9 protein-coding genes are annotated in these 17,496 nt (G+C 38.4%); 7 read left to right on the top strand and 2 right to left on the bottom strand.

Annotation, left to right across the window (positions count from 1 at the left end; all coding sequences use genetic code 11):
• Nucleotides 1-93: 93 nt before the first annotated feature.
• The 5 genes from rplL to GGR10_RS01150 all read left to right on the top strand — a co-directional run bounded on the left by rplL (nucleotide 94) and on the right by GGR10_RS01150 (nucleotide 12,393).
• Nucleotides 94-465 carry a 50S ribosomal protein L7/L12 gene (gene rplL / locus GGR10_RS01170; protein ID WP_010703627.1) on the top strand — a complete coding sequence of 124 codons (372 nt, stop codon included), beginning with the start codon at nucleotides 94-96 and terminating at the stop codon, nucleotides 463-465.
• Nucleotides 466-748: 283 nt separating this feature from the next.
• Nucleotides 749-4,897: a DNA-directed RNA polymerase subunit beta gene (gene rpoB, locus GGR10_RS01165; protein WP_182479743.1), complete on the top strand. Its 4,149-nt coding sequence runs from the start codon at nucleotides 749-751 to the stop codon at nucleotides 4,895-4,897.
• 170 nt (nucleotides 4,898-5,067) lie between these two features.
• Nucleotides 5,068-9,279: a DNA-directed RNA polymerase subunit beta' gene (gene rpoC / locus GGR10_RS01160; protein WP_182479539.1), complete on the top strand. Its 4,212-nt coding sequence runs from the start codon at nucleotides 5,068-5,070 to the stop codon at nucleotides 9,277-9,279.
• A gap of 685 nt (nucleotides 9,280-9,964) precedes the next feature.
• On the top strand, nucleotides 9,965-10,642 hold the full coding sequence (locus GGR10_RS01155) for a nitroreductase (protein WP_182479538.1): 678 nt from the start codon (nucleotides 9,965-9,967) through the stop codon (nucleotides 10,640-10,642).
• 353 nt (nucleotides 10,643-10,995) lie between these two features.
• Nucleotides 10,996-12,393, top strand: coding sequence for an L-serine ammonia-lyase (locus tag GGR10_RS01150; RefSeq protein WP_182479537.1), 1,398 nt, complete (start codon nucleotides 10,996-10,998; stop codon nucleotides 12,391-12,393).
• Between the two features lie 472 nt (nucleotides 12,394-12,865).
• Here the strand turns inward: GGR10_RS01150 and GGR10_RS01145 are convergent, their stop codons facing one another.
• Nucleotides 12,866-13,144: a hypothetical protein gene (locus GGR10_RS01145; protein ID WP_007477604.1), complete on the bottom strand. Its 279-nt coding sequence runs from the start codon at nucleotides 13,142-13,144 to the stop codon at nucleotides 12,866-12,868.
• A 32-nt stretch (nucleotides 13,145-13,176) separates the two neighbouring features.
• Nucleotides 13,177-14,526: a D-alanyl-D-alanine carboxypeptidase gene (locus tag GGR10_RS01140; protein ID WP_182479536.1), complete on the bottom strand. Its 1,350-nt coding sequence runs from the start codon at nucleotides 14,524-14,526 to the stop codon at nucleotides 13,177-13,179.
• A 233-nt stretch (nucleotides 14,527-14,759) separates the two neighbouring features.
• Here GGR10_RS01140 and clpS point away from each other — a divergent pair, with 233 nt between their 5' ends.
• A complete protein-coding gene (gene clpS, locus GGR10_RS01135) occupies nucleotides 14,760-15,119 on the top strand; it encodes an ATP-dependent Clp protease adapter ClpS (protein WP_182479535.1) in 360 nt (119 codons plus the stop codon).
• Nucleotides 15,120-15,132: 13 nt separating this feature from the next.
• Entirely contained in the window at nucleotides 15,133-17,493 is a 2,361-nt protein-coding gene (gene clpA / locus GGR10_RS01130; protein WP_182479534.1) for an ATP-dependent Clp protease ATP-binding subunit ClpA, read from the top strand.
• Nucleotides 17,494-17,496 lie beyond the last annotated feature (3 nt).

Genomic DNA, 17,496 nt, shown 5'->3' with positions numbered 1-17,496 from the left:
TGTTTCACAATTGCAGAAAGTTTTTAATGCTTTTCTGTTTTTGAGATAAATTTTAAACAATGATTCAAACCTTTTAGTTGAAGGAATTTAAAAATGGCTGATCTAACAAAGATCGTAGAAGATCTTTCTAACCTTACTGTTTTAGAGGCTGCTGAGCTTTCAAAATTACTTGAGGAAAAATGGGGTGTTTCTGCTGCTGCTCCTGTGGCTGTTGCTGCTGTTGGTGGTGGAGCTGCTCCAGCTGCTGAAGAAAAAACAGATTTCGATGTTGTTCTTGTTGATGGTGGTGCTCAAAAAATTAATGTCATTAAAGAAGTTCGTGCTCTTACTGGTCTTGGTCTTAAGGAAGCAAAAGACTTGGTTGAAGGGGCACCTAAGCCTATTAAAGAAGGTGTTTCGAAAGACGAAGCAGAAAAAATTAAAACTCAGCTCGAAGCAGCAGGTGCTAAGGTTGAGCTTAAATAATCTTAATTGTGTCGGTGGGCATTTATGTCCATCGACTTCCTCTTTTTATGAAAAAGGCTTGATTGATATAGCTTTTTTCTGACAGTTTAGTAGCTGTAAGAGGAGTGGGTTTAATCTGTGGGAACTTTAGTAACAGAACTAAATAGGATAAATATTTGGTTATGTGTATGAAAGTAAACGGTTGCTCACAGGGTATCAAATAAACTGGTCTGTGTATGCAGGCTAATGATATGGAGCTTTCAAGGTTTAGTCTGCCTTGAATAGTAAAGATCGAGGAACGATGATGGCTCAGACCCTAGCGATGATGTCTCAATTCAATGGTCGTAAGCGCGTACGCAAGTTTTTTGGTAAGATTCCTGAAGTGGCAGAAATGCCGAATCTTATTGAGGTCCAAAAAGCATCATATGATCAATTTCTCATGATTGAGGAGCCAGAAGGTGGGCGTCCAGATGAAGGCTTACAAGCTGTTTTTAAATCAGTATTTCCTATTTCGGATTTTTCTGGTACAGCTATGCTTGAATTTGTTCGTTACGAATTTGATTTACCAAAATTTGATGTTGAAGAGTGCCGTCAGCGTGATTTGACTTACGCAGCTCCATTAAAGGTAATATTGCGTTTAATCGTATTTGATATTGATGAAGATACAGGTTCGAAAGATATCAAAGATATTAAAGAGCAGGGCGTTTATATGGGCGATATGCCTTTAATGACGAGTAATGGTACTTTTGTCATTAACGGTACAGAGCGTGTTATTGTTTCGCAAATGCATCGTTCTCCAGGGGTATTTTTTGATCATGATAAGGGAAAATCGCATTCATCAGGAAAATTACTTTTTGCGGCTCGTGTAATTCCTTATCGTGGTTCTTGGCTTGATATTGAGTTTGACGCTAAAGATATTATTTATGCCCGTATTGATCGGCGGCGTAAGATTCCGGTTACGAGTCTTTTGATGGCGTTGGGTATGGATGCGTCGGATATTTTATCAACGTTTTATAATAAAATTACTTATGAGCGTGTTGAAAATGGTTGGCGTGTTCCTTATTCAATTGATCGCTTTAAGGGGATGAAGCTGGTTTCTGATCTTATTGATGCAGATAGTGGTGAGGTAGTTGCTGAAGCGGGTAAAAAACTCACAGTTCGTACTGCAAAACTTTTGGCAGAAAAAGGTCTAAAAGCGATTAGAGTCAGTGAAGATGATTTGCTAGGGTCTTATCTAGCAGAAGATATTGTTAATTATCAAACGGGTGAGATTTATCTTGAAGCTGGCGATGAAATTGACGACAAAGCATTGAAGATTTTGTTTGATATTAATGCCGATCAAATTGATGTTCTTGATATTGATCATATGAATGTTGGTGCGTATATCCGCAATACTTTAAAGGTTGATAAAAATGAAAGTCGGCAAGACGCACTGTTTGATATCTATCGGGTAATGCGTCCAGGTGAGCCTCCAACAATAGATACGGCAGAAGCTATGTTTCTTTCGTTGTTTTTTGATCCTGAACGATATGATCTTTCAGCTGTTGGTCGTGTTAAAATGAATTTGCGTATGGGGCTTGATTGCCCTGATACGGTTCGTACTCTGCGTCAGGAGGATATTCTTGGCGTTGTTAAGATGTTAGTTGAACTACGTGATGGCCATGGTGAGATTGATGATATTGATAATCTCGGTAATCGTCGTGTTCGATCAGTTGGGGAGTTGATGGAAAATCAGTATCGGATTGGCTTGCTTCGTATGGAGCGCGCAATAAAAGAGCGTATGTCATCGGTTGAAATTGATACTGTTATGCCACAGGATTTGATTAACGCAAAGCCAGCAGCGGCAGCGGTTCGTGAATTTTTTGGATCTTCGCAATTGTCGCAGTTTATGGATCAAACTAACCCCTTGTCAGAAATTACCCATAAACGTCGTCTTTCTGCTCTTGGGCCAGGTGGTTTAACACGTGAGCGTGCAGGTTTTGAGGTGCGTGATGTGCATCCTACGCATTATGGTCGTATTTGCCCAATTGAAACACCAGAAGGTCCTAATATTGGTCTTATTAATTCTTTAGCAACATTTGCACGAGTTAATAAATATGGCTTTATTGAAAGTCCATATCGCAAAATTATTGACGGTAAAGTTACAACAGAGGTGATTTACCTTTCTGCAATGGAAGAATCAAAACATTATGTAGCTCAGGCTAATTCTTCATTAGATTTAGAGGGGCGTTTTACGGAAGAGTTTGTAGTTTGCCGTCACGCAGGTGAAGTTTTGATGGCTCCACGTGATCATGTGGATTTGATGGATGTTTCACCAAAACAGTTAGTTTCTGTGGCTGCTGCTCTTATTCCATTTTTGGAAAATGATGATGCAAACCGTGCGTTGATGGGTTCAAACATGCAGCGTCAAGCGGTTCCACTTATACGTGCTGAGGCACCATTTGTCGGTACGGGTATGGAATCGATAGTTGCTCGTGATTCTGGTGCTGCTATTGGCGCAAAACGTGGTGGTATTGTTGATCAGGTTGATGCGACACGTATTGTTATTCGTGCAACAGAGGATCTGGATCCTTCAAAATCTGGTGTTGATATCTATCGTTTACAGAAATTTCAGCGTTCCAATCAATCGACTTGTATTAATCAGCGTCCTCTCGTGCATGTTGGTGATCGGGTGGAAAAAGGTGATATCATTGCTGATGGTCCATCAACTAATCTTGGTGATTTAGCTCTTGGACGAAATGTTCTTGTAGCATTTATGCCTTGGAATGGTTACAATTATGAAGATTCCATTCTGCTTTCTGAGCGTATTGTTGCTGATGATGTATTCACTTCGATTCATATTGAAGAATTTGAAGTTGCTGCACGCGATACTAAACTTGGACCAGAAGAAATTACCCGTGATATTCCTAATGTTGCAGAGGAGGCATTAAGGAATCTTGATGAGGCTGGTATTGTTTATATTGGTGCTGAAGTTCAGCCTGGCGATATTTTAGTTGGTAAAATTACACCAAAAGGTGAAAGTCCAATGACGCCAGAAGAAAAACTTTTGCGTGCGATTTTTGGTGAAAAAGCTTCAGATGTCCGTGATACCTCTATGCGGATGCCTCCTGGAACTTTTGGTACTGTTGTTGAGGTGCGTGTTTTTAATCGTCATGGTGTGGAAAAAGATGAGCGTGCAATGGCGATTGAACGTGAGGAGATCGAGCGTTTAGCTAAAGATCGTGATGATGAACAGTCGATTCTTGATCGAAACGTTTATGCACGTCTTGCAGATATGTTGAAAGATAAAGTTGCAATAGAAGGTCCGAAAGGGTTTTCAAAAGGCAAGAAGCTTGATAGCGCAATAATGGATTCTTATCCACGATCGCAATGGTGGCAATTTGCTGTTGATGATGAAAAGATTCAAAATGAAATTGAAGCTTTACGTAAGCAGTATGATGAATCAAAAGAAACATTGCAACGTTGCTTTATGGATAAGGTTGAAAAAGTTCAAAGGGGCGACGAGATGCCTCCTGGTGTCATGAAAATGGTAAAGGTTTTTGTGGCTGTAAAGCGCAAAATCCAACCAGGAGATAAAATGGCAGGGCGCCACGGTAATAAAGGTGTTGTATCGCGCATTCTTCCTGTAGAGGATATGCCTTTTCTTGAAGATGGAACACATGCTGATATCGTGTTAAATCCACTAGGTGTGCCTAGTCGTATGAATGTTGGTCAAATTCTTGAAACGCATCTTGGTTGGGCGTGTGCAGGGATGGGTAAAAAAATTGGTGATTTGGTTGAGCTTTATCAAGGGACTGGGGATATACTTCCTTTACGTCAGTGTATTGAGAATCTCATTCCTGATAATGACCGTAATGAACCAGTGCGTCAGTATAATAATGAGAGTCTTTTTAAATTGGCGCTTCAGATGAAAGATGGTGTTTCAATTGCAACACCTGTTTTTGATGGTGCTCATGAAGCTGATATCAACATGATGTTGGAAGATGCGGGTTTAGATAGTTCAGGACAGGTGACGCTTTACGATGGTCGCACGGGAGAGCCTTTTGATCGTCCGGTGACGGTAGGTTATATTTACATGCTTAAATTGCATCATCTTGTTGATGATAAAATTCACGCACGTTCAATTGGGCCTTATTCGCTTGTTACTCAGCAACCGTTAGGTGGTAAAGCGCAATTTGGTGGTCAGCGTTTTGGTGAAATGGAAGTATGGGCTCTTGAGGCTTATGGTGCTGCATATACTTTGCAGGAGATGTTGACAGTTAAATCAGATGATGTGGCTGGTCGGACAAAAGTTTATGAAGCGATTGTTCGTGGTGATGATACATTTGAGGCAGGTATACCTGAAAGCTTTAATGTGTTGGTAAAAGAAATGCGTTCACTTGGTCTTAATGTGGAACTTGATGATGCACGCGGACTTGTAGCGCACCAGGCGTTGTCTGATGCAACAGAGTAATGAATGGGGGCGCGCAGGAAACAGTGCGCTCTAATCACTTTGAAAGGCTGTAATAAAATTCTATTAAGGTAGTAAAAGCTGATTTAAAAGTAGAAATAGGTTTTAAATAAGACTGTGATAAAAAAAAGAGCCATCGCAGCGGATTCTAAAAATCTTTGAAGGAGAACAGCATGAGCCACGAGGTCATGAATCTTTTCAATCCTCAGGTACCAACGCAGACATTTGACTCTATTCGTATTTCAATTGCGAGTCCTGAGAAGATTCTGTCCTGGTCATATGGCGAGATTAAAAAGCCAGAGACTATTAATTATCGGACATTTAAACCAGAGCGTGATGGTCTTTTTTGTGCGCGTATATTTGGTCCTATTAAAGACTATGAATGTCTATGTGGCAAATATAAGCGTATGAAATATAAAGGCATTATCTGTGAAAAGTGTGGTGTAGAAGTTACTCTTTCGCGTGTACGCCGTGAACGTATGGGGCATATTGAACTTGCAGCACCGGTCGCTCATATTTGGTTCCTTAAATCATTACCGGGTCGTATTTCTACTCTTTTAGACTTAACTTTAAAAGATATCGAAAGAATTCTTTATTTTGAAAATTATATTGTTACCGAACCAGGTCTGACGTCTCTCAAAATGCACCAGCTTCTTTCCGAAGAAGAGTATATGTTGGCTATTGATGAATTTGGAGAAGACCAATTTACTGCTATGATTGGTGCAGAAGCTATTTATGAGCTTCTTGCTGCAATGGAGTTGGATAAAATAGCGAATGATTTACGCGTTGAATTGGCTGAAACGACTTCGGAATTAAAACAAAAAAAACTGATTAAACGGCTCAAGATTGTTGAAAGCTTCCTTGAATCCGGTAATAAACCGGAATGGATGATTATGAAAACAATTCCGGTGATTCCGCCAGATTTACGTCCATTGGTTCCGCTTGATGGTGGTCGTTTTGCAACATCGGATTTAAATGATCTCTATCGACGTGTTATAAATCGTAACAATCGTTTAAAACGACTAATTGAGCTGCGTGCTCCTGGAATTATTGTACGTAATGAAAAACGTATGGTACAAGAAGCGGTCGATGCATTATTTGACAATGGTCGCCGTGGACGTGTGATTACTGGTGCAAATAAACGTCCATTAAAGTCACTTTCAGATATGCTAAAAGGTAAGCAAGGGCGTTTCCGTCAAAACTTACTTGGGAAGCGTGTTGATTATTCAGGTCGTTCGGTTATTGTGACAGGGCCTGAATTGAAATTACATCAATGTGGTCTTCCTAAAAAGATGGCTCTTGAATTGTTTAAGCCATTCATTTATGCGCGCCTTGATGCAAAGGGCTATTCATCGACTGTAAAACAAGCAAAAAAGCTTGTTGAAAAAGAGCATCCGGAAGTTTGGGATATTTTGGATGAAGTTATTCGTGAACATCCTGTTTTGTTAAATCGTGCACCAACACTTCATCGTCTAGGGATTCAAGCTTTTGAGCCTGTTTTGATTGAAGGAAAAGCGATACAACTTCACCCATTGGTGTGTACAGCTTTTAACGCGGATTTTGACGGCGATCAAATGGCAGTACACGTTCCTCTTTCGCTTGAAGCTCAGCTTGAAGCTCGTGTTTTAATGATGTCGACTAATAATATTCTACATCCAGCCAATGGTGCGCCAATTATTGTTCCATCACAAGATATGGTTCTTGGTCTTTATTATCTTTCAATTGTTTCTGATAAAGAACCAGGTGAAGGAATGGCATTTGCTGATATGGGTGAGCTATATCATGCCTTAGAGAACAAAGTTGTGACTCTTCATACGAAGATCAAAGGCCGTTTTAAAAGTATAGATGAAAATGGTAAAGAGGTTGCCAAGCTTTACGACACAACGCCTGGTCGTTTGATTATTGGTGAGCTTTTGCCTAAAAATCCAAATATCTCATTTGATATTGTTAATCAGGAGATGACTAAAAAGAACATTTCTAAAATAATTGATCAAGTTTATCGGCATTGTGGGCAAAAAGAAACGGTTATTTTCTGTGATCGTATTATGCAACTTGGTTTTTCTCATGCTTGTCGTGCTGGTATTTCCTTTGGTAAAGATGATATGGTTATCCCCGATAGCAAGTCACGTTTGGTTGCAGAAACGGAAGCTTTGGCTAAGGAATATGAGCAGCAATATAATGATGGTTTGATTACACAAGGTGAAAAATATAACAAAGTTGTAGATGCCTGGGGTAAATGTACTGATCGCATTGCGGATGAAATGATGAAGCGTATTCAAGCTGTTGCATTTGATCCAAAGACAGGTTCTCAGCGGCAAATGAATTCAATCTACATGATGTCGCATTCGGGTGCGCGTGGTTCTGCTAATCAGATGAGGCAGTTAGCTGGTATGCGCGGATTAATGGCAAAACCATCTGGTGAAATTATCGAAACACCGATCATTTCTAATTTTAAAGAGGGTTTAACTGTTAACGAATACTTTAACTCAACCCATGGTGCTCGTAAAGGACTCGCTGATACTGCATTAAAAACTGCTAACTCTGGTTATCTAACACGGCGTCTTGTTGATGTTGCGCAGGATGCTATTATTTCAGCGGTTGATTGTGGTACTGTAAAAGGTCTTACTATGCAGCCAATTGTTGATGCAGGACAGATTGTTGCGTCGCTTGGTCAGAGAATCCTTGGTCGTACAGCACTTTTTGATATTTTGCATCCAGTTTCTGGTGAAGTTATTCTTCAGGGTGGTGCGATGATTGAAGAAGCTGATGTCGCTAAGATTGAAGAAGCTGGAATTCAGTCTGTTCAGATTCGTTCTGCTTTGACTTGTGAAACGCGTCTTGGTGTTTGTGCTAAATGTTATGGTCGTGATTTAGCACGTGGAACGCCAGTCAATCAAGGTGAAGCAGTTGGTGTGATTGCGGCTCAGTCAATTGGTGAACCAGGAACGCAGCTTACCATGCGTACATTCCACTTAGGAGGAACGGCGCAGGTTGTTGATTCATCTTATTTTGAAGCGTCTTATGAAGGTACAGTAGAATTACGTAATCGTAATGTAGTTCGCAACTCTGAAGGCCATTTGGTGGTCATGGGGCGCAATATGGCTGTTATTGTCAAGGATGAGACTGGTAAAGAGCGTGTTGTGCATCGTATTAGCTATGGTTCACGCATTTTTGTTGATGATGGTGATGTTGTTAAACGTGGACAACGTATAGCAGAGTGGGATCCTTATACACGTCCAATTCTTACTGAAGTTGATGGCTATATAGGTTTTGAAGATATGATTGATGGTTTATCAGTAACTGAAACAGCTGATGAATCTACGGGGATTACGAAGCGTTTGGTTATTGATTGGCGTGCTAATCCACGCAGTGCTGAACTAAAACCAGCAATTATCATCCACGCAGATAAGAAAGGTGAGCATATTGCTAAATTGAACAAAGGGGGGGAAGCTCGTTACATGATGTCAGTGGATACTATCCTTTCTGTTGAGCTTGGTTCTTACGTTAAGGCGGGTGATGTTATTGCGCGTTTACCACTGGAAAGTGCTAAGACCAAAGATATTACGGGTGGTTTGCCACGTGTGGCTGAACTTTTCGAAGCGCGGCGTCCAAAAGATCACGCTATCATTGCTGAAGTCAGTGGTACAGTTCGATTTGGTCGTGGTTATAAAAATAAACGCCGTATTATTATTGAGCCAAATGATGCAAATCTTGAGCCAGTAGAGTATTTAATTCCAAAGGGTAAGCTATTTCATTTACAAGAAGGCGATCAGATTGAAAAAGGTGATTATATTCTTGATGGCAACCCAGCGCCTCATGATATTTTAGCAATTAAGGGTGTTGAAGCTTTGGCGTCTTACCTTGTTAATGAGATTCAAGAGGTTTATCGTTTACAGGGTGTTTTGATTAATGATAAGCACATTGAAGTAATCGTTCGTCAGATGTTGCAAAAAGTTGAAATTACAGAATCTGGAGATTCTGGTTATATTCCAGGTGATAATGTTGATCGTATTGAATTAGATGAAATCAATGATAATTTAATTGCGGAAGGTAAAAAGCCTGCATCTGGTAATCCTATACTTCTTGGGATTACGAAAGCATCTCTTCAGACACCATCCTTTATTTCAGCAGCGTCATTTCAGGAGACAACTCGGGTACTTACTGAAGCAGCAGTTTCAGGAAAGATTGATACTTTGCAAGGGTTGAAGGAGAATGTTATTGTTGGCCGGCTTATTCCTGCAGGTACAGGTGGCACAATCGCTCAAATTCGTCGTATTGCCACGATTCGTGATGATTTGATTGTAGATGAACAGCGTAAGTCTAGTCATAGTGAAGAAAGTAAAGCTATGTTGACGGATATGACGGCTAATGCTGCTGTTGAATAATTTTGATTAAACGCCAAAGAGTAATAGGAAAATGCCTGAGTAAAATTCAGGCATTTTTTTTGGTTTTTAAATGCAGAAATGGCGGATTATTCCTAATAAGTATAACTGTAAAATTATAAGCAATTATAGTTTTGCTTTGTTTTTACATTCATTGATAATAATATTGGCAATGCTTATTGTTTAGCTGTAAAGTTTTAATTGTTGTGCAACCAAATGAAAATTCATGTCGACTGAGTATTTTCTATAAAAGGTCATGAGAGGGGGTAGAGAGCGACAGATTGTCTCAAATGATCTAAAATGATTGATTTTAGGGGATGTCAGAGAAGTAATTTGTTAGATCAATTCTGTATTATCTTTTTCCAGAAAGGTGCTAGAGTGATATTATGATGGAAGGGTTAAAAGTTAAAGCCAGCAAAAAAATAAAATATGCTCTTAATGCATAAGAATTTATAGATTTTCACGAGTTGATATAGTGGAAAAACATGTGAAACATAACTCAAATCTTAGGCTTAGGTAATATTTCATGCTAATTAAAGTCATGACTATTTGGGAACTCAAATTTTGGGAAGCGAGTGTGTTTTATTTAATTACATTGCATTGGTTTTTCTTGTGCCATAGAAAATTTTTTCTATTAAACAGCAATGGTATTTCAGTTTATCTTCTTGTAGGGGGAAAGTAAAAACAAATGGCTAGTTCTACTTTTGATATTTTTCAATCTGTTTTGTCACGAAAATCAATTAGAGCTTTTACTGATCAGCCTGTTGAGCAGGAAACAATCAAGAAAATTTTAAAACTCGCAGCGCGAGCACCATCTGGAGCAAATCTTCAGCCTTGGCAAGTAATTGTTATAACAGGGGATATGTTGCAGAAAGTAGGGGAAGAACTTTCACAGCTTGTACTATCAGGTGTAAAAGGAGAGCGTGAATATCATTATTACCCTCGCCAATGGCGGGAGCCTTATCTTTCTCGGCGTCGAAAAGTTGGTTTGGGTCTTTATAAAAGTCTTGGAATCCAGAAAGGTGAGCAGGAAAAAATGCTTCGACAACATGCGCGAAATTTTTCATTTTTTGGTGCACCTGTTGGACTCTTGTTTACAATGGATCAAGATATGGAAATTGGTAGTTGGCTTGATTTAGGTATGTTTATGCAGACAATTATGTTAGTAGCGCGTGGATTTGGATTAGACACATGCCCTCAAGCAGCTTTTGCTGATTATCATAAGCAAGTTTGTACACTTTTATCAGTGTCTTCTGAGCAACGTCTTATATGTGGTATGGCGCTTGGTTATCGCGATGCAAATGCTCCAGAAAACAATTTTGAAACTGAACGCGAACCGATTGAAAATTTTGTACGTTTTGTTTGATTTGTGCTAATGAAATGTTCTTGTGTATTGGATGGTTAATTTTAAAATTTGAGGTATTATAAAAAATATCTCAATGCAATTTATAAACTCCATTTTATTTTAACATTGCATGTTAACATTTATTTTACTAAACTCATCACGCTAAAATAGCGGTATTTGGGATAACCAATTAGTTCCTCAAAGGTTGAAAATGGAAGATAGTATAGAAAAAAATTGTTGGGTGGTAGCAAGGCGCGCAACATTGGTATTTATTGCTGTCATTTTTTTAGCTTATCTTACAATTTGATTTTAAATGAGACAAAAATAATAAAAGAACTTATACTCAAAATCTGCATTTTGTTTTGGGGTAAGTGATGTTTCTATCTGTTTTTGAACTTTTTAAAATTGGTATTGGCCCTTCTAGTTCTCATACAATGGGGCCGATGACAGCTGCTAATATGTTTTTGCAGGAAATTATTGCAAAGGATTTATCTTGTTCATCTCATATGAGAGTTTCTCATATTCGTGTTTATCTTCACGGTTCGCTGGCTTTTACTGGTGTTGGTCACGCTACAGATAAAGCTATTATATTAGGGTTGTTGGGAGAAAAAGTGTCTACTGTTGATCCTAATAGTATGGGGATGCTTTTAGAAAAAGTTAAACATGAAAAAAAGGTGCAACCAATAGGTCACCCTGCTTATCATTTTGATTTGCAGAATGATCTTATTTTTGAACAAAAAAAAGTTTTATCTGGGCATGCTAATGGTCTTGTATTTGAAGGGCTTGATTCTAAAGGGAACATCCTCTTGCGGCGGGTTTATTATTCTATCGGTGGCGGTTTTGTGGTAACCGAAGATGAATTAAATGATGCTAATTATAATACAAAATTAGAAACATCTCAGGTGCCATATCCTTTTGACTCGGCGAGTGAAATGTTGCTAATGGCAGAAAATTCAGGTCTTTCAATTGCTGAAATGAAGCGCATCAATGAAGAAACAAAAATGGAACGTGCTGCTTTTGATGCTGCACTCGATGAGATTTGTTCAGCTATGTCAGATTGCATTGATAGGGGGCTTTCACAAGAAGGTGAGTTACCGGGCGGGTTGCGTATTCCAAGACGTGCTAAAAAACTGTATAAAGAGCTTTTAGAAGACCAGAAAAAAAATCGTAACCACTCACTTTGGATCAATGATTGGCTTTCTGTATATGCTATAGCAGTAAATGAAGAAAATGCAGCAGGTGGCCGTATTGTTACCGCACCGACGAATGGTGCGGCTGGTGTTGTACCTTCTGTTTTACGTTGTTATCTGCAATTTAATAATAGTTCCAATCGGGAAGGGGTGCATAATTTTTTATTAACGGCAGCAGCTATTGGCGGTATCATTAAACATAATGCTTCTATCTCTGGTGCAGAGGTTGGTTGTCAAGGTGAAGTGGGAACAGCGTCTTCAATGGCAGCTGCAGGATTGACAGCAGCATTGGGTGGTACGCCCGCTCAAATTGAAAATGCTGCTGAAATTGCTCTTGAACATCATTTAGGAATGACATGTGATCCAGTTGCGGGCCTTGTACAGGTTCCATGTATTGAACGTAACGCTATGGGTGCTGTTAAGGCTGTAACAGCTTCTTCTCTTGCTTTACATGGTAATGGAGCACATTTTGTTTCTCTTGATGCTTGTATTGAAACGATGCGTCAAACAGGCCATGATATGAGTGAGCGCTATAAAGAGACAAGTAAAGGCGGCCTTGCACGCAATGTTACATCATGTTAGCTAAATAAAGGTACTTTATTTGATAAAATTGTCGGGTTATTTATGCATAAAGAGAAGCACTACTTTCTTAAGAGTGCTTTATGCATTGAAAGAATGTGATTTTAATAAGGAAATATCGTTTAAGTGAAGTAAGCAAACGATCGGAAGAATTTCTTTTTAGTAAATCATTAGTATCAATATTCAGTGTTGCTATTATCGTCTCATGGATATTTTTTTATTACAACGAAGGTGTAAGCAATATACCGTTTAATGTTAGATTCTGTATTGATACTAATAGTTTTGGTATTTTTGCGTCTTTTAAGAACAATGTTATTTAAACACTATAAATGTAAAATAATAAAAACAGAAATTCACGCTGGAATTTCTGTAAATTTAAGATAAAAAACCACGCACTTAAATTTCTTTAAAATCTCACATAGTGAATAAATATTTTGTTATCAATCAAGTATCTCTTATAAGGGATAGCTGATAATTAAGTATTGGTTGCTCCTAAACGAAGTTTGACAGGTATATTTCCTGTGCGACTTGCAACTCGTAAATGAATACGTACAGGAGGCGTAGCTAAACGACGGTTTCGATTTGTTTGACAAATAAGAAGACTAACAAGAGAATGTGTGTTTGGCACCATTGGGGTATGCTTTAAATTGGCAAGTTTAGTTGCAGCATCGTGAAGAGAACGTAATGAGAGGAGAGACGATTGTTTTGACTGCTTTCCCTTTTCAAGAGACGGGGAAATAACATTATGTGTCATGGCACTGTCCTTAATACAGAATTCAAAAACTTTTAATAGATTACAGTATAGCAGTTAAAATTTGCTTTCTTTAGGGTAGAACAAGCATCGTGTGCAGCTTTTTTTGATTGAAATCCAACAAATCGAGCACGATAATAACGATTTCCGCTTTTTTCAAACAGTTGCATATGTGCAGATGTATGTTTTAGAGCTGAATAAGCTGTGTTTTTGGCTTTTAAAAGCAGAGAGTTTGCCTGTTCTTTACTGGGAAGAGAACCAATTTGAATAGCCCATCCACCAGTTGTAGATAAAGAAGCAGTAATGATTTTATCTATCTCCCCAGATGTAGTTTTTTGAGGATTAGGAGTTGGTATAATCACCTGATTTACGGCAGCTATAGCTGTGTTTAATTCATTAGGTTGTGCTGCAAGTGCTGTTAGAAGTGCAGAAACATCATCATCTAAATCAGTTAGATTTGTTTTAGCGACAGGTATAGGGGTGGCTGCTCCGGTAGGTAAATTATGAGACACTGCAGCTACTAAATATCCATTTGTTTTCTTACGACTTGCTCTTGGCAAATATCGGTTCAACAAGTTAGTCATGTGAATATCACGCTCTGTAGATGATTTTCCTCCCATTACTACGGCAACAATGGATCGTCCTTCAATATGCATTGACGTGGCTAAATTAGAACCTGACATTTGTGTATAGCCTGTTTTAATTCCATCAACACCTTTTATTGTTTTTACTAATTTATTATGGTTGTTAATTGTTTTGCCACGAAAAGAGAAACTTGTTGTTTTAAACAGTTTATACTGCTGGGGAAAATGTTTGCGCAAAGCTAATGCCAAAGTGGCCATATCTTTTGCTGTAGAATAATTGCGTGCATCTGGAAGACCTGAAGCATTTGCAAAACGAGTATTTGTCATACCAAGTTTACGGGCTTTCACTGTCATCATTCGAGCAAATTTTGGTTCACTGCCACCAAGATATTCACCTACAGCAGTAGCAACATCATTTGCTGATTTGGTAATAAGAGCTTTAGCAGCTTCTTCTACAGAAATTGTTTGACCTGCTTTAAAACCTATTTTTGTTGGTGGACGTGCAGCTGCGTAAGCTGAAACAGGAATGGGTGTGTTTGGCGTTACGCGACGTACTTCCATAGCTTCAAAGAGCATGTACAACGTCATCATTTTTGTTAAAGAGGCAGGATAACGTTTTAAAGTTGCATTGGCTTGAAATAAGGTCTTTCCTGTGTGTGCATCTATAACAATAGCCGCATATTTATCGGGGTAAGCTTCTTTAGGAGTAGCTTTCGCTGAAGAATAAGAAATAGCTAAAACAATAAAAGTAGTTACTATTCCTTTATAGAAAGGTGCAATTTTTCGCCAGTTAATATACACGTGTAATACCTTATTTATGCCAAATAATCGCATCAAGATCTTTCTTGTTGCAGTTAGTTTAACACAATTTAGATGAATGGTGTTACTAATTTATTTATAAAATCATTTTGTAAGTCTCTCCATTTGACTTAAATTTGATCATAAAAGAAAATTTATTCTTCATATACTCAAATGTTGCAATGGTTATGAGAGGATTTTAAATTAATAAAAAGTATACTACATGGAAAATCATAATGATATTAACTGAAAAACCCGCACTTCATACTATGCAAAATGAAAAGGGCAAGGGCTGGAGTGAAGATAAATATGATACTATTGTTATACCTCAAGTTAAGCCGAAATTTCAAAAGCCTAAATTATACCGTGTTCTTTTGCTGAATGATGATTACACACCTATGGATTTTGTTGTTTTTATTTTGGAGAGCTTTTTTAAAAAAAGTTTTGAGGAAGCAACTCGTATTATGTTAAATGTTCATCAAAATGGGGTAGGTGAATGCGGTATTTATACCTATGAAGTAGCTGAAATGAAAGTTGTGCAAGTTATGGAGTGTGCACGTCAAAATGAACATCCATTACAATGTGTAATGGAATAAAAGAGAGAGGGTTATGCCGTCTTTTACGCCCAGCCTTGAAGAAGTTTTGCATCGTGCATTAACAATTGCTACTCAAGCGCAGCATGAATACGCAACATTAGAGCACCTTTTACTTGCTTTGTTAGATGATGCTGATGCAAGCTCAGTAATCCACGCTTGTCAGGTAGATTTGGAAGAATTACGGGAACGTTTGACTAATTATATCCAATCGGAATTGGATGTACAAATTAAAACCGATAAGGATACAAAACCAACAGCATTTTTTCAGCGTGTTATTCAACGTGCAGTGATTCATGCTCAATCAGCAGGGAAAGATGAAGTATCAGGAGCAAATGTTCTTGTTGCAATTTTTTCTGAACGTGAAAGTCATGCGGCATATTTTCTTCAAGAAATGGGAATGACACGCTATGATGCTGTGCGTTTCATTTCACATGGTATTGTGCGTGATGATGGGTTATCCCTATTACTTGAAGATCTTGAAGAGCAGTTAGATCAACATGTTTTGGAAAACAATGACAAAGTGGCCAGTGCGCTTGCTACTTATTGTATTAATTTGAATTGTAAAGCGCGCAGTGGAAAAATTGATTTATTAATTGGTCGTGACGTGGAAATTTCACGAATGATGCAGGTTTTATGTCGAAGGTCAAAAAATAATCCACTGTTGGTTGGCGAACCTGGTGTTGGAAAAACGGCTATAGTTGAAGGGTTGGCTAAACGCATCGTTGATGAAAAGGTGCCCGAAGTTTTATTAAATGCAACAATATTTTCTCTTGATATGGGGGGGCTTGTTGCTGGCACACGCTATCGTGGTGATTTTGAAGAGCGATTAAAGCAGGTTGTTAAAGAATTAGAACAATATCCTGGCGCTATTTTATTTATTGATGAAATTCATACACTGATTGGGGCAGGAGCTACGTCTGGGGGGCATATGGATGCAGCAAATCTTTTAAAACCTGCATTATCTTCAGGTATGATTCGATGTATTGGTTCGACAACTTATAAGGAATATAGAAAAATTTTTGAACTTGATCGAGCTTTGACGCGTCGTTTTCAGAAAATTAATGTTAATGAACCATCTGTCGCTGATGCAATTAAGATTTTGCAAGGATTGAAGCCTTATTTTGAAAAATTTCACCAAATTAAATATACCGATGCAGCAATGATAGCATCAGTAGAATTATCCTCACGTTATATGGCTGACCGCCGATTACCCGATAAAGCAATTGATGTTATTGATGAAAGTGGTGCTGCGCAGATGCTTTTGCCAAAAAAACAAAGAAGAAAGAGTGTCGGTGTTAAAGAAATTGAATCTACAATTGCAGCTATGGCAAGGATTCCACCAAAAACAGTTTCTAATAATGATCGCAAAGTCCTTGAAAATCTTGAAAAAGAGCTCAAACATGTTGTTTATGGGCAAGATCAGGCGATTGGAATACTTGTATCGTCCATTAAGTTAGCACGAGCGGGATTACGTGAGTCAGAAAAGCCGATAGGAAGTTATTTATTTTCAGGACCAACAGGTGTTGGGAAAACTGAAGTTGCAAAACAACTGGCATTTTCTTTGGGAATTGAGTTGTTGCGTTTTGATATGTCAGAATATATGGAACGGCATACAGTAGCACGTTTGATAGGAGCTCCTCCAGGCTATGTGGGGTTTGATCAGGGTGGTCTTCTCACAGATGCTGTTGATCAGAATCCTCATGCGGTTGTGTTGTTAGATGAGATTGAAAAGGCTCATCCAGAATTGTTTAATATTTTATTGCAGGTGATGGATTATGGTAAATTAACAGACCATAATGGTAGAAAAATTGATTTCCGCAATATCATTTTAATTATGACAACCAATGCTGGCGCTTCGGATATGGCAAAGTCTGCTGTGGGATTTGGTAAGATACATCGTGATGGCGATGATATAGAAGCTATCAATAAATTATTTACACCAGAATTTCGTAATCGGTTAGATGCTATCGTTCCCTTTGCACCTTTATCTCGATTAGTAATTAATCAAATTGTGCAGAAATTTATTTTTCAACTTGAAGCACAATTAATTGATAGAGGAATCTCTTTTGAACTCAGTGAATCTGCAATGGTATGGCTTGCTCATAAAGGGTACGATGCTCAAATGGGAGCACGTCCGTTGAGTCGTGTTATACAAGAACATATTAAAAAGCCGTTAGCTGATGAAATTTTATTTGGGAAATTGCGCACCGGTGGCATAGTTCGCGTGTTTGTGCACAAATTAAACAATGGTAGAGAAAAACTAGAATTAGAAATTTTATCTCCTGACCCTTCTGTTGGCTCAAATGATAGCAAAGCTCACAAGAGCTTATTGAATTCTGCAAAATATATAAGAAAAAAGAGCTCTACAACTTAAAAC

Origin of the sequence: Bartonella chomelii (genome assembly GCF_014138465.1) — a bacterium.
In the GTDB taxonomy this organism is placed as follows: domain Bacteria; phylum Pseudomonadota; class Alphaproteobacteria; order Rhizobiales; family Rhizobiaceae; genus Bartonella; species Bartonella schoenbuchensis.
This window is presented reverse-complemented; position numbering and strand designations above follow the sequence as displayed.

Bases quoted from the DNA above. Each gene is read 5' to 3' on its own strand.
- rplL (WP_010703627.1), top strand. From the start codon at position 94: ATGGCTGATCTAACAAAGATCGTAGAAGATCTTTCTAACCTTACTGTT.
- rpoB (WP_182479743.1), top strand. From the start codon at position 749: ATGGCTCAGACCCTAGCGATGATGTCTCAATTCAATGGTCGTAAGCGC.
- rpoC (WP_182479539.1), top strand. From the start codon at position 5,068: ATGAGCCACGAGGTCATGAATCTTTTCAATCCTCAGGTACCAACGCAG.
- GGR10_RS01155 (WP_182479538.1), top strand. From the start codon at position 9,965: ATGGCTAGTTCTACTTTTGATATTTTTCAATCTGTTTTGTCACGAAAA.
- GGR10_RS01150 (WP_182479537.1), top strand. From the start codon at position 10,996: ATGTTTCTATCTGTTTTTGAACTTTTTAAAATTGGTATTGGCCCTTCT.
- GGR10_RS01145 (WP_007477604.1), bottom strand. From the start codon at position 13,144: ATGACACATAATGTTATTTCCCCGTCTCTTGAAAAGGGAAAGCAGTCA.
- clpS (WP_182479535.1), top strand. From the start codon at position 14,760: ATGATATTAACTGAAAAACCCGCACTTCATACTATGCAAAATGAAAAG.
- clpA (WP_182479534.1), top strand. From the start codon at position 15,133: ATGCCGTCTTTTACGCCCAGCCTTGAAGAAGTTTTGCATCGTGCATTA.